14 protein-coding genes are annotated in these 12902 nt (G+C 67.3%); 3 read left to right on the top strand and 11 right to left on the bottom strand.

What is annotated here, in order from left to right; all coding sequences use genetic code 11:
* Nucleotides 1-122: 122 nt before the first annotated feature.
* Nucleotides 123-1061, bottom strand: coding sequence for a 2-hydroxyacid dehydrogenase (locus tag VSO01S_RS15130; protein ID WP_068643649.1), 939 nt, complete (start codon nucleotides 1059-1061; stop codon nucleotides 123-125).
* A gap of 26 nt (nucleotides 1062-1087) precedes the next feature.
* A complete protein-coding gene (locus VSO01S_RS15125) occupies nucleotides 1088-2947 on the bottom strand; it encodes an ABCB family ABC transporter ATP-binding protein/permease (protein ID WP_068643648.1) in 1860 nt (619 codons plus the stop codon).
* A 42-nt stretch (nucleotides 2948-2989) separates the two neighbouring features.
* On the opposite strand from VSO01S_RS15125, the gene VSO01S_RS15120 reads away from it, so the two are divergent.
* The 3 genes from VSO01S_RS15120 (at nucleotide 2990) to VSO01S_RS15110 (ending at nucleotide 4158) form a co-directional block, all read left to right on the top strand.
* Nucleotides 2990-3412 carry an acyl-CoA thioesterase gene (locus VSO01S_RS15120; protein ID WP_068643666.1) on the top strand — a complete coding sequence of 141 codons (423 nt, stop codon included), beginning with the start codon at nucleotides 2990-2992 and terminating at the stop codon, nucleotides 3410-3412.
* 84 nt (nucleotides 3413-3496) lie between these two features.
* Nucleotides 3497-3730 (top strand): CopG family transcriptional regulator, encoded by a 234-nt coding sequence (locus tag VSO01S_RS15115; protein WP_068643647.1) that lies wholly within the window; start codon nucleotides 3497-3499, stop codon nucleotides 3728-3730.
* Entirely contained in the window at nucleotides 3727-4158 is a 432-nt protein-coding gene (locus VSO01S_RS15110) for a TA system VapC family ribonuclease toxin (protein WP_068643646.1), read from the top strand. Before VSO01S_RS15115 ends, VSO01S_RS15110 begins: the two co-directional genes overlap by 4 nt.
* Before the next feature lie 40 nt (nucleotides 4159-4198).
* On the opposite strand, the gene VSO01S_RS15105 is transcribed toward VSO01S_RS15110, so the two are convergent.
* From VSO01S_RS15105 to VSO01S_RS15065, 9 genes are all read right to left on the bottom strand, one after another.
* Entirely contained in the window at nucleotides 4199-4966 is a 768-nt protein-coding gene (locus tag VSO01S_RS15105; protein ID WP_068643645.1) for an enoyl-CoA hydratase, read from the bottom strand.
* Nucleotides 4963-5577: a 2-hydroxychromene-2-carboxylate isomerase gene (locus tag VSO01S_RS15100; protein ID WP_068643644.1), complete on the bottom strand. Its 615-nt coding sequence runs from the start codon at nucleotides 5575-5577 to the stop codon at nucleotides 4963-4965. The genes VSO01S_RS15105 and VSO01S_RS15100 overlap by 4 nt, the downstream gene beginning before the upstream one ends.
* 24 nt (nucleotides 5578-5601) lie before the next feature.
* A complete protein-coding gene (locus VSO01S_RS15095; protein ID WP_068643643.1) occupies nucleotides 5602-6351 on the bottom strand; it encodes an SDR family oxidoreductase in 750 nt (249 codons plus the stop codon).
* Nucleotides 6352-6385: 34 nt separating this feature from the next.
* On the bottom strand, nucleotides 6386-7207 hold the full coding sequence (locus VSO01S_RS15090; RefSeq protein ID WP_068643642.1) for an acyl-CoA thioesterase: 822 nt from the start codon (nucleotides 7205-7207) through the stop codon (nucleotides 6386-6388).
* Between the two features lie 28 nt (nucleotides 7208-7235).
* A complete protein-coding gene (locus tag VSO01S_RS15085) occupies nucleotides 7236-8135 on the bottom strand; it encodes an alpha/beta hydrolase family protein (RefSeq protein WP_068643641.1) in 900 nt (299 codons plus the stop codon).
* 158 nt (nucleotides 8136-8293) lie between these two features.
* A complete protein-coding gene (locus VSO01S_RS15080) occupies nucleotides 8294-9490 on the bottom strand; it encodes an acetyl-CoA C-acyltransferase (protein ID WP_068643640.1) in 1197 nt (398 codons plus the stop codon).
* Nucleotides 9487-9903 carry an endonuclease domain-containing protein gene (locus tag VSO01S_RS15075; protein WP_068643639.1) on the bottom strand — a complete coding sequence of 139 codons (417 nt, stop codon included), beginning with the start codon at nucleotides 9901-9903 and terminating at the stop codon, nucleotides 9487-9489. The genes VSO01S_RS15080 and VSO01S_RS15075 overlap by 4 nt, the downstream gene beginning before the upstream one ends.
* A 61-nt stretch (nucleotides 9904-9964) precedes the next feature.
* Nucleotides 9965-12364, bottom strand: coding sequence for a 3-hydroxyacyl-CoA dehydrogenase/enoyl-CoA hydratase family protein (locus VSO01S_RS15070; protein WP_068643638.1), 2400 nt, complete (start codon nucleotides 12362-12364; stop codon nucleotides 9965-9967).
* 21 nt (nucleotides 12365-12385) lie between these two features.
* Complete coding sequence (locus VSO01S_RS15065) at nucleotides 12386-12826, bottom strand: DUF2147 domain-containing protein (RefSeq protein ID WP_068643637.1); 441 nt, start codon at nucleotides 12824-12826, stop codon at nucleotides 12386-12388.
* Nucleotides 12827-12902 lie beyond the last annotated feature (76 nt).

Below are 12902 nucleotides of genomic sequence, written 5' to 3'. Positions count from 1 at the left end.
TCAACTATATGAGTGGACGAAATCCGGCGGACTGGTGTGAACCCTAGGTTGGACGGCCGGCCGGTGGCAGGAAGGTTCGAGGCGCCGGGCGCCGGAAGTTCGCCGGCCGGTCGGCGCTGCGCTCAGACCGGCGAGACGACGCCTCGGCCGGCGAAGTGGCCTTCGGCGTTGGCCATGAAGCGGTCCACGCTGGCCTGCGTGGCCTCGGGCGACCAGCCGGCCATGTGCGGCGTGATGAAGAGGTTGTCGAGGCCGACGAGCTGCTCCGGCCGATGCGGCTCGCTCTCGTACACGTCCAGCCCCGCGCCGGCCAGGCGGCCTTCGCGCAGCGCACTGGCCAGGGCCTCGGTATCGACCACGCTGCCGCGCGAGATGTTGACCAGAAAGCCCTGCGGGCCGAGCGCGTCCAGCACCTGTGCGTTCACCGCATGGCGCGTGGCCGGGCCGCCCGGCGTGGCGCACACCAGGATGTCGCTCCACTGCGCCAGGGCCAGCAGGCTGTCGAAGTACCGGTGCGGCGCGCCTTCGCGCGGCTTGCGGTTGTGGTAGCCCACGGGCATGTCGAAGCCGACCGCGCGCTTGGCGATCTTCTGGCCGATGGTGCCCAGGCCGAAGATGCCCAGCTTCTTGCCCGACACGTTGGGCGGATGCGGGATCGCCTCGCGCCACACGCCGGCGCGGCACTGCATGTCGAGCGTGCGCAGGCCGCGCACGATGCCGATCAAGAGGCCGAAGGCATGGTCGGCCACGCAGTCGTCGTTGGTGCCGGCGCCGTTGGCGGTGGCAATGCCGCGCGACTTGAGCAGATCCAGCGGCAGGCCCTCGTATCCCGCGCCCATGCAGCACACAAGCTCCAGTTTGGGCATGGCCGCCACCTCCTCGGGCGTGATGCCGACCACGCCGATGGTGAGCACGGCCCGAAAGCGCGCGCCGTGCTGCGCCACGGCGGCAGCGCGGGCCTGCGCCGTGGGCGCGTAGACGATGTCGTACACGGCGGCCATCTGCGCCTGGTGCGCCTCGGAAAGGCTGTTGAGGATCAGCAGGGGAATCTTGTCGGTCATGAATTCGCGGGGGTCTTGGGGTTTGTTCAGAGAATCTGCGGCGTCTCGATCTTCTGCAGCGCCCACATCTGCGCATAGCGGCCCTGGCTGGCCAGCAGCTGCGCATGGGTGCCGCGCTCGACAATCTCGCCGGCTTCCAGCACGAGGATCTCGTGCGCGTCCACCACCGTGGACAGACGATGGGCAATCACCAGCGTGGTCTTGTTGCGCGAGGCGCTCTTGAGCTCGGCCTGGATGGCCCGCTCGTTGGCCGAGTCCAGCGCCGAGGTGGCCTCGTCGAAGATCAGCACCGGCGGGTTCTTCAGCAGGGTGCGGGCGATGGCCACGCGCTGCTTCTCGCCGCCCGAGAGCTTCAGGCCGCGCTCGCCCACCGTAGTTTCGTAGCCCTTGGGCGTGGCCATGATGAAGTCGTGGATTCGCGCCGCCTTGGCCGCCGCCACCACCTCGTCGTGCGTGGCGCCAGGACGGCCGTAGGCGATGTTGTATTCGACGGTGTCGTTGAACAGCACCGTGTCCTGCGGCACGATGCCAATCGCCTGGCGCACGCTGCCTTGGGTCACCTCACGGATGTTCTCGCCGCCGATCAGGATGCGGCCCTGCTGCACGTCGTAGAAGCGGTACAGGAGGCGCGCCAGCGTCGACTTGCCCGAGCCCGACGGCCCCACCACCGCCACCGTCTTGCCGGCCGGAATCTCGAAGCTCACATGCTTGAGGATGGGCCGCGCGGGCTCGTAGGCAAAGCTCACGTCCTCGAAGCGCACCGTGGCGTCGCCGCTGTCATCCTCGGCACAATGGGCCCGCAGGTCCTTGGCACCGGGCGCGTCGGCCACTTCGCGCTCGCGCTCGAGCAGGCCGAACATCTTGTCCAGGTCGGTCAGGTTCTGCTTGATTTCGCGGTAGATCACGCCCAGGAAGTTCAGCGGGATGTACAGCTGGATCATGAAGGCGTTGACCATCACCAGGTCGCCCAGCGTCATGCGGCCGTCCACCACGCCTTGCGTGGCGCGCCAGAGCATGGCGACCAGGCTGATGGCGATCAGCAGCTGCTGGCCGGTGTTGAGCATCGACAGCGTCGCCTGGCTCTTGACGGCGGCGCGGCGGTAGCGCTCCAGGTTCTCGTCGTAGCGCTTGGCTTCGAAGTCCTCGTTGTTGAAGTACTTGACCGTCTCGTAGTTCAGCAGCGAATCGATGGCGCGGGTCTGCGCCTTCGAGCCCAGCTCGTTCATGGTGCGCCGGAAGTGGGTGCGCCATTCGGTCACCTTCACGGTGAAAAAAATGTAGAACACCAGCGCCGTGGCGGTGATGACGGCAAACCAGGGGTCGAAGCGCACCGCCAGGATGGACAGCACCAGCACCAGCTCGATGAGGGTGGGCACGATGCTGTAGAGCGAATACGAGATGAGCGAATGCACCGCCTGCGTGCCGCGCTCGATGTCGCGGGTCATGCCCCCGGTCTGGCGCTCCAGGTGGAAGCGCAGCGACAGCGCATGCAGGTGGCGGAACACTTCGAGCGAGATGCGGCGCGAGGCGCCTTCGGTGGCCTTGGCGAAGATGAGTTCGCGCAACTCGGTGAACAGCGAGGTCGAGAAGCGCAGCAGGCCGTAGCCCAGCAGCAGCGCCGCCGGAACCACCAGCAGCGCGCGCGGATCGCCCGGCTTGAGGGTCATGGCATCGACCAGGTGCTTGAGCAGCACCGGCACGCCCACGTTGGCCACCTTGGCGCCCACCATGAACAGCAGCGCGAACACCACGCGCCACTTGTAGTGCCACAGGTAGGGAAAGAGCCGGGCCAGGGTGGCCGTGTCCGAGCGTTCGCCCGGCTGGGCGCCGGCCGGTGCCGGGCCGCTATGGGAGGGAGAGGAAAGGACTTCGCCGCTGCGACGCATGAGTGACAATCGTGGGTATCGTTTTGTCTCCCGATTGTGCCCATGTCGACCATTTCCCGCGCTGAGCTGACCCCCACCCTCAAGAGCCTGCCGGCCGACATGGAGCTGGTGCTCAAGGTGATCCCCCTGCCGGCCGACTGCAATGCCAACGGCGACATCTTCGGCGGCTGGGTCATGGCCCAGGTGGACCTGGCCGGCTCGGTGATCCCGGCGCGCTACGCCAAGGGGCGCCAGGCCACCGTGGCGGTCAACGAATTCGTCTTCAAGCAGCCGGTGCGGCTGGGCGACATTCTTTCCTTCTATTCGTCGCTGGTGCGCATCGGGCGCACCTCGGTCACCGTCAAGGTCGAGGTGTTTGCCGAGCGCTTCAAGGCGCAGGGCGAATACATCAAGGTGACCGAAGCCACCCTCACCTACGTCGCCATCGACGAGAGCGGCCGGCCGCGGCCCATCGAGAAGGACTGAGCTGGCGCCACCCCTGCGCAGCGGGGCTTGAATCTGATGCGTGATGTATGATGTTCAGCATCAACCTTGCCTCTGGAGTCCCTGATGCGCACCACATTGGCCATTGATGACGACATCCTGTCCGCCGCCAAGCACCTGGCCGAGCGCGAGCACAAGAGCCTGGGCGAAGTGATCTCCATGCTGGCACGGCAGGGCCTGCAAAAGGCAGCGCGCACGGCAAGGTCGGCGCGCAACGGCGTGCCCTTGCTGCCGACCCAGCAAGCGGGGGTACCCGTCACCCTGGAGTTGGTCAACCAGCTGCGCGACGAGTTGCCATGACCGTTTTCCTGCTGGACGTGAACATGCTGATCGCATTGATCGATCCGGCGCATGTTCACCACGACCTGGCCCACAACTGGTTCGCGCGCAAGGGCCGCAAGGGCTTTGCCACCTGCCCTCTGACTGAAAATGGCTTGCTGCGAATCGTCGGCAATCCCAAGTACCCCAACTCGCCGGGACCGCCCAGCGCGGTGGCGCCTGCGCTGGCTGCGCTGCGCGCATTGCCGGGCCACGTCTTCTGGCCCGATACGGTCAGCATCGCCGATCCGGATTACCTGGACGCAAGCTTGCTGAGCAACCACGCACGCGTGACCGACAGCTACCTGCTCGCGCTCGCCCACGCTCAGGGCGGCAAGCTTGCCAGCCTCGACAGGCGCCTGGCCACCGAGGCCGTATCGCGCGGAGCCTCGACGCTGGAACTGCTGTAGGCAAGCCGTACGGCTGCCGCCACTGGCGTGGCGACGAACTTCACACCTTGCTGAAGTCCGGTTTGCGCTTCTCCATGAACGCCGTGAACGCCTCGCGAGCGGCCGGCTCGCGCAGCATGCGCGAGAAGCTCGCGCCTTCTTCGGCGATGCGCTCGGGCAGCTGGGCCACGGCCGACTTGCGCATCAGGCGCTTGGTTTCCACCAGTGCCGTGATGGGCTTGGCCGCCAGCTTGCGGGCCAGGCCCTGGGCGATGGCGTTGCACTCCGTGGGCGGCACCACGCGGTTGACCAGGCCCACCTCGAGCGCGGCCTCGGCCATGAAGGGCTCGCCCAGCAGCAGCGCCTCGGCCGCGCGGTGGTAGCCGAACATCTGCGGCACCAGCATGCTGGAGCCGAATTCCGGGCACAGGCCCAGGTTGACGAAAGGCATGGAGAAGGCGGCGTTGTCGCCAGCCACCACGATGTCGCAATGGAACAGCAGCGTGGTGCCGATGCCCACCGCCGGGCCGCACACGGCCGCCACCACCGGCTTGGCGAAGGTCGACAGCGCGCGCATGAAGCGGAACACCGGCGAATCCTGCCCGGCCGGCGGCGCGTTGAGAAAGTCGCCCAGGTCGTTGCCCGCGCTGAAGATGGTGGCGTCGCCCTGGATCATCAGCACGCGCACCGCGCTGTCGGCGGCGGCCTGCTCCACGGCGTCGGCCATGGCCGCATACATGGCGGAGCTGATCGAGTTCTTCTTCTCGACGCGGTTGAAGGTGATGGTGCTCACACCGGCTTCGGTGTGCACGAGGATGTCGCTGCTCATGATGAGGTGGTCTCTTGGTTTGAAACGAGGGCTTCCCTGACGAAGTCCAGGCGGTCCTGGCCCCAGAACATCTGGGTGCCGACGAACATCGTGGGCGCGCCGAACACGCCGCGCGCCACCGCTTCATCGGTGAGCGCGCGCAGGCGGTCCTTCACGTCCTGCTGCTGGGTCAAGGCCAGGATTTTCGGCGCATCGAAGCCGGCGCGCTGCAACACGGCACCGACGGTGGCTGGATCGTTCATGTTCAGCGCGTCGACCCAGATGGCGCGAAAGATCGCCGCCACATAGTCGCGAAAGCGTGCCGGCTCGTGCATCTGAAGGCCGGCGGCGCCGCGCATCAGCAGCAGCGTGTTGATGGGGAAGTGCGGGTTGTGGTTGAACTCGACGCCGTGGCGCTGGGCCCAACGCTTGAGGTCTTCCAGCACGTAGGGGCCCTTGGCGGGCACTTCCACCGGCGAGCGGTTGCCGGTGGCCTGGAACACGCCGCCCAGCAGCATCGGCTTCCACACCAGTTCGGCGCCCGCCTCGGCAGCGACGCCCGGCAGCCGGGCGTAGGCGATGTACGAAGCGGGGCTGCCGAAGTCGAAATAGAAATCGACGGTCTTGCTCATGGCTTGTCTCTTTGCCTTGTCTTGTCAGAACTTTTCGGACCACGGCCGCAGGTCCAGCTCATGGGTCCAGGCGTCGCGCGGCTGGCGGTGCAGCATGGCATAGCTATCGGCGATGTGCTCGGGGTTCAGGATGCCATCTTGCGCCTTGAGCGCATAGCGCTCGGGGAAATTGCTGCGGATGAACTCGGTGTCGATGGCGCCGTCCACCACCACGTGCGCCACGTGGATGCCCTGCGGCCCCAGCTCGCGGGCCATGCTCTGGGCCAGTGCGCGCAGGGCCATCTTGGCCCCCGAGAAGGCCGCGAAGTTGGCGCCGCCGCGCAGCGATGCCGTGGCCCCGGTGAACAGGAGGGTGCCGCGGTGCCCGTTGGCCGGCATGGGGCGCGCCACCATGCGCCTGGCCACCTCGCGCGCATTGAGGAATCCGCCGAAGCAGGCCATCTCCCACACCTTGAAGTACTTGCGGGCGGTTTCGGTGAGGATGCTCTCGGGCACGTTGGCGCCGATGTTGAACACCATCACTTCGATGGGCCCGACCTCGGCCTCGATCTGCTCGATGAGGGCCACCACCTCTTCTTCCTTGCGGGCGTCGCTCGCAAAGGCCCGGGCCTGGCCGCCTTCGGCCTCGATCTGCGCCACCAACGGCTGCAGCTTGTCGAGGCTGCGGCGCGTGACGCAGGCCACATAGCCTTCCTTGGCGAAGCGGCGCGCAATGGCGCCGCCGGTGGCGTCGCCGGCGCCGATGATCAGGGCGGCCTTGGCTGTTGCGGTCATGGCATCGGCTCCTTGTGGGCTGGGGCTGCCAGCCTCATTCCTTGTAGTAGACGATCTGGTTGCTGGTGGCCAGCAGCTGGCCGGCCTCGCTCCACAGATGCGCGCTCTGGTCGAAATAGCCGTTGAAGAACTGCTGCGCATGCGCGCGGCCCAGCAGGTAGCCGGTGCCCACCTCGGCCAGCACGCGCGCATCGGCATGGAAGTAGGTGGTGATGGACACCGTGCCGGCCGGCACGCGCGTGGCGCGGCGCAGCCACACACGCGGGAAGAACATGTCGCTCATCGCCGCCAGCGAGGTGAAGTCCAGCGGACGCGGCGGCGCCTCGCGCAGCCACAGGCGGCTTTCGCTGTGCGTGCCGCTGCCGTCCCATTCCGCGGGCGGCTTGCCGCTGATGGGACGCATCTCGTACTGCTGCAGCCAGGCCACGCCCTGCGGGCCGATGGCGATGGGTTTCACGTCGGCCGGCCTCGGCACCTCGGGCATGGGCAGGTCGCCCGCGCCCCAGGTCTCGCGGCGAAGGGCGGTGAACACCGTGCCGGTGGTGTTGATCAGCCCCTTCTGCGACACGGTCACGGTCCAGTGCTGGGTGGATCGGTTGGTGCGTACCGGCGTGGCCTGCACCTCGAATTCGCCCTCCTCGATGGCGGCGGCGAAGTTCACCGTCAGGGCCACCGGCTCGCCCAGCAGGTCGGGATGCTGCAGCACCGACTGCAGGACGATCGCCGCCGTGGCGCCGCCGAAAGGACCGACCATGTTCCAGTACGCCGGGCTGGTGCGGCCGCTGAACAGGCCCGCGCGCAAGTCGCTGTGCGACAGGCGCAGGGCCTGGTCGAAGGGATGTGTGCTGGTCGTCATGCGCCGCAGTGTGCGTCCGGCCCGGAACTCAGGCAGTCTTCTGCGCGACGCCGGCTTGCTGCGCTGCAGCGATGGAGGCCAGGCGCTGCAGCTGGTCCACCAGCCGGGGCCACAGGCTGCTGCTGAACTGCTCCCGGAAGAATCCGAAGTGGCCGATGCGCCGCGCCTGCACGTCGGCCGGCGCAATGCGTTCCACCACACTGGGCGCACTGGCGTAGAGGCTCACCAGGCTGCGGGTGCCCGCCAGCGTCATCATTTCGTCGTCGGTCATCGACAGGGCCAGCAGCGGAAAGCGAACGCGCGCATAGCTTTGCGCGGCCAGCTCGCCCTCGGCGCCCACGCTGTAGTGCGGGTTGAGGCACCACTTGCGCCACTGCAGGATCACACCGCGCGGCAGGTCACCGACGATGCGCAGCCTGCGCCCCGGGAAGTAGCCCCAGATGCGCGTGGCCAGCGGCACCACCACGAACCAGAAGTACAGCACGCTGCGCTTGAGCTTGGGCGCGTTCTCGCGCCAGTAGCCGCTGCCGGCCGCAATGCTGACCAGGCCATCGACCTGCTCCGGCTTTTGCAGAAAGCCCGGCAGCTGCGCACCCAGGCTGTGGCCCAGCAGGTACAGCGGCGCATCCGGCAGTGCCGCCTTGGCGGCGTCGATCACCGCTTCGTAGTCGCGCGCCCAGTCAAACAGGTCGGCCTTGACGGCGCGCAGCGATGCGCCCTCCAGCGAGTCGCCGCTGCCTCGGTAGTCGAAGGTCCAGACCGCGTGGCCCTGCTGCGCCAGCCAGCCCGCAAAAGGCTCGTAGAAGGACTGGGGAACGCCCATGGCAGGGCCGATGACAAGGCTGGCGCGCGGCGGTGCGCCCGGGGGCACGTAGCAGCGCACCGCGATGCGCGCCCCATCTTCCAACTGCAAGGTTTGCGTCTGCATGCTGTCTCCTGTCACTTGGATCAATGCGACGTATCGGGCGTAGCGAGCGGGATGAGATGCAAGGCGCGGGTGGCGGGAAACCGGAACGACCTTGAAGGTCGTGAGGATTTCCCGACGGGCCCCGCAACGCCGCAGATCGCCCGCGCAGTAGCCACCGATTACACGCGCTCGAAGATGCCGGCGGCGCCCTGCCCCATGCCCACGCACATGGTGACCATGCCGTACTTCAGGTTCTTGCGGCGCAGCGCATGCACCACCGTGGCCGAGCGGATCGCACCGGTGGCGCCCAGCGGGTGGCCCAGGGCGATGGCGCCGCCCATCGGGTTGACCTTGGATTGATCCAGGCCCAGCGTGTTGATCACGGCCAGCGACTGCGCCGCAAAGGCTTCGTTCAGCTCGTACCAGTCAATGTCGTCCTGCTTGAGGCCGGCATAGCGCAGCGCGGCCGGAATCGCCTCGATCGGGCCGATGCCCATGATCTCCGGCGGCACGCCCTTGCTGGCGAAGCTCACGAAGCGCGCCAGCGGCGTCAGGCCGAACTGCTTGACGGCCTTCTCGCTGGCCAGGATCAGCGCACCGGCGCCGTCCGAGGTCTGCGAGCTGTTGCCCGCCGTGACCGAGCCGCGCGCGGCGAACACGGTGCGCAGCTTGGCCAGGCCTTCGATGCTGGTGTCGGGGCGCGGGCCTTCGTCGAGCGTGACGATGCGGCTTTTGGCGATGGCCTCGCCCGTTTCCAGGTTGGCGGTGCGGTCGGTCACCTCGATGGGGGTGATCTCGTCCTTGAACTCGCCAGCCTGCTGCGCGGCAATGGCGCGCTGGTGCGACTGCAGCGCGAAGGCGTCCTGCGCCTCGCGGCTGACTTTCCACTGCTGCGCCACCTTCTCGGCCGTGAGGCCCATGCCGTAGGCGATGCCCACGTCGCCATCGCGCTCGAAGATCGAGGGCGACAGCGAGGGCGAGTTGCCCATCATCGGCACCATGCTCATGCTTTCCACGCCGGCGGCGATCATCACCTCGGCCTCGCCCACGCGGATGCGGTCGGCGGCCATCTGCACGGCCGACAGGCCCGATGCGCAGAAGCGGTTGACGGTGATGCCACCCACGCTGGTGGGCAGGCCGGCCAGCACCGCGCCGATGCGCGCCACGTTCAGGCCCTGCTGCGCCTCGGGAATGGCGCAGCCGCAGATGATGTCTTCGATCGCCTTCGGATCCAGGCCAGGCGCCTGGGCGAGCGCCGCCTTCAGCGTGGTGGCCAGGAGATCGTCCGGACGGGTGTTGCGGAAGTAGCCGCGGTGCGAACGGCCGATGGGCGTGCGGGTGGCGGCGACGATGTAGGCGTCTTGAACTTGCTTCATGGATGGCTCCTGGATTGGGCTCCTTCCCCCTCTGGGGGAAGGTCGGGATGGGGGCAAGCGGCCGTCAATTCATCCAGCCGATTGACGATGGCCTGCAACACCCCTTCGAAATTGAGGAATGGCTCGTTCGATCCAAAGCGCAACACATCGAACCCCTGCAAACGCAGGAAGGCGTCGCGTCGCGCGTCATAGCTTTCTTCTGCCTGGTGCTGCGTTCCGTCCAGCTCGACGATCAGCTTCGGATCGAGGCAGGCGAAATCGGCGATATAGCTGCCAAGCGGATGCTGCCTGCGAAACTTCACGCCCAACTGCTCGCCGCGCAGGCCACGCCAGAGCTTGCGCTCGGAGTCGGTCATGTCACGGCGCAATGCGCGGGCGTTTTGCTGCGCGTTGGGGGTGGATTGGTTTTGCATGGGCTGCTTGCCCCCATCCCGGCCTTCCCCCAGAGGGGGAAGGAGGAAGAGGAAATGCGGGTCAGTTCCGGACTGGTTTTCCCGTGCTCAACATGCCCATGATCCGTTCCTGCGTCTTGGGATGCAGGATCAGCGAGCAGAAGGCCTTGCGCTCCAGCGTCATCAGGTATTCCTCGGTGACCAGCGTGCCGGCATCGACGTCGCCGCCGGTCACCACGCCGGCGATCAGGCTGGCGATGTGGAAGTCGTGCTCGCTGATGAAGCCGCCGTCCTTCATGTTGACCAGCTGGCCCTTGATGGTGGCGGCGCCCGAGCGGCCGGCCACCTTGAACTTGCGCTTCATCGGCGCGCGCCAGCCGGCTTCGCTCATGGCCTTCACCTGCTGCAGCGCCACGTACAGGAGCTCGTCCTTGTTCGGCACGATCACATCGCTGTCCAGCAGGTAACCCAGCTGGCGCGATTCGAGCGCGCTGGTGCCCACCTTGGCCATGGCCGCCGCCGTGAAGCCTTCGGTGAGGAAGGGCAGCAGGTCGGTGCCGGTCGAGGCCTCGGCGCGCTCCGCCGCGCGGCGGGCGATGTAGGTCAGGCCGCCGGCGCCGGGGACGAGGCCCACGCCCACTTCCACCAGGCCGATGTAGCTTTCCATCGCGGCGACGCGGGCCGACGAATGGATGGCCAGCTCGCAGCCGCCGCCCAGCGCCATGCCACGAACCGCCGAGACCACCGGCACGCCGGCATAGCGGATGCGCAGCATCACTTCCTGCAGTGCCTGCTCGGCGCCTTCGACGGCGCCGATGCCGGCGACCACGAAGGCCGGCAGCATGGCCTGCAGGTCGGCGCCCACGGAGAACTTGTCGTCCGGCGACCAGATCACCAGGCCCTTGAATTCCTTCTCGGCCAGCTCGACGGCGCCGGCCAGCGCCTCGGCCACGTCGGGGCTGATGGCGTTCATCTTCGAATGGATGCTGGCGATGAGCACTTCCTCATCCAGCGTCCAGACGCGCACGTCGCCTTCGTCGCTGATGGTGCGGCCGGCCTCTTCGGCCTTGGGTGCGTTGGCACCGCGCACGCTCTCGGGGAACAGCTGGCGCGCATGCACCGGCAGGCGGCGCTGGGGCACGAAGCGGCTTTCCGATGCGCTCCACGAGCCTTCGGGCGTGTGCACGCCACCGGCGCGGGCGACCGGACCTTCGAACACCCAGTCGGGCAGCGGCGCGCTCGACAGCGCCTTGCCGGCGTCGATGTCTTCCTTGATCCAGGTGGCCACCTGCGTCCAGCCGGCTTCCTGCCACAGCTCGAAGGGGCCTTGCTGCATGCCGAAGCCCCAGCGCATGGCGAAGTCCACGTCGCGTGCGCTCTCGGCGATGGTGGCCATGTGCACGGCGGCGTAGTGGAAGCTGTCGCGCAGGATGGCCCAGAGAAACTGGCCCTGCGGCCCTTCGCTTTCGCGCAGCAGCTTCAGGCGCTGGGCAGCCGGTTTCTTGAGCATGCGGCCATAGACCTCGTCGGCCTTGGCACCGCTGGGCACGTACTCGCCCTTGGCCAGGTCGAAGCGCAGGATGTCGCGGCCGGCCTTCTTGTAGAAGCCCGCCTTGGTCTTCTGGCCCAGGTTGCCCTTTTCGATGAGCGCGGCCAGCACCGGCGGCGTGGCGAAGTTGGGGTAGAACGGGTCGCTCTTCTCGTCCAGGTTGTCCTGCAGCGTCTTCACCACGTGGGCCATGGTGTCCAGGCCCACCACGTCGGCGGTGCGGAAGGTGCCCGAGCTGGCGCGGCCCAGCTTCTTGCCGGTCAGGTCGTCCACCACGTCAGGCGTGAGGCCGAACTTCTCGACTTCCTTCAGCGTGGCCAGCATGCCGGCGATGCCGACGCGGTTGGCGATGAAGTTGGGCGTGTCCTTGGCGCGCACCACGCCCTTGCCGAGCGTGCTGGTGACGAAGGCTTCGAGCTGGTCCAGCACTTCAGGCTGCGTGGTCGGCGTGTTGATCAGCTCGACCAGGAACATGTAGCGCGGCGGGTTGAAGAAGTGGATACCGCAGAAGCGAGGCTTGAGCGACTCGGGCAGCGCCTCGCTCAGCTTGGTGATCGACAGGCCCGAGGTGTTGGACGCCAGGATGGCGTGCTTGGCCACGTGGGGCGCGATCTTCTTGTACAGGTCGAGCTTCCAGTCCATGCGCTCGGCAATGGCCTCGATGACCAGGTCGCATTCGCCCAGTTTGGCGATGTCGTCCTCGTAGTTGGCCTGCTCGATCAGCTCGGCGTCCTTGGCCACGCCCAGGGGCGAGGGCTTGAGCTTCTTCAGGTTCTCGACGGCGCGGGTGACGATGCCGTTCTTCGGGCCTTCCTTGGCAGGCAGGTCGAACAGCACGACCGGCACGCGCACGTTGACCAGGTGCGCGGCAATCTGCGCACCCATCACGCCGGCGCCGAGCACGGCGACTTTCTTCACTTGGAATCTGGACATGGTGTGAATCTGTTGAATGGGTTACTGGACACGAGTCCAGGTTTGCGTACGCCAGAAGGGGCCGAGGTAGCCGCGTACTTCGAGCTTCTTGCCGCCTTCGATGGGCGTGAAGCTGGCGCGGTATTCCTTGCCGTTCTCGGGGTCGAGGATCTTTCCGCCTTCCCAGACGTCCTTGCCCTCGGCCTTGGCGCCGCCGCGGATGATGTTCAGGCCGACCATGGGCTTGCCCTTGCGGTCGTCGGTGCATTCATCGCAGGCGGCGTCCGGCTTGGCGTCCTTGCGCAGGACTTTCTCGATGCGGCCATCCAGCGCACCGCCCTTGTCGTCGATGCGGATCTGGGCTTTGCTTTCGCCGGTCTTGTCGTCGACGCTGCGCCAGGTGCCCACCGGGCTCACCTGCGCCAGGGCGGGGGCGGCGCACAGTGCAGCGGCAAGCGCGAGGACGGCGGTCGTTGCTTTCATGGTCGACTCCTTGGATTTGTCTTGCTCCCTCTCCCTCTGGGAGAGGGCAGGGGTGAGGGCGCCGGTGTTGCGCCAT

The organism is Variovorax soli NBRC 106424, from assembly GCF_001591385.1.
Classification (GTDB): domain Bacteria; phylum Pseudomonadota; class Gammaproteobacteria; order Burkholderiales; family Burkholderiaceae_C; genus Variovorax; species Variovorax soli.
Note: the sequence above shows the minus strand (reverse complement) of the source record. Positions and strands in the feature narration are given on the sequence as shown.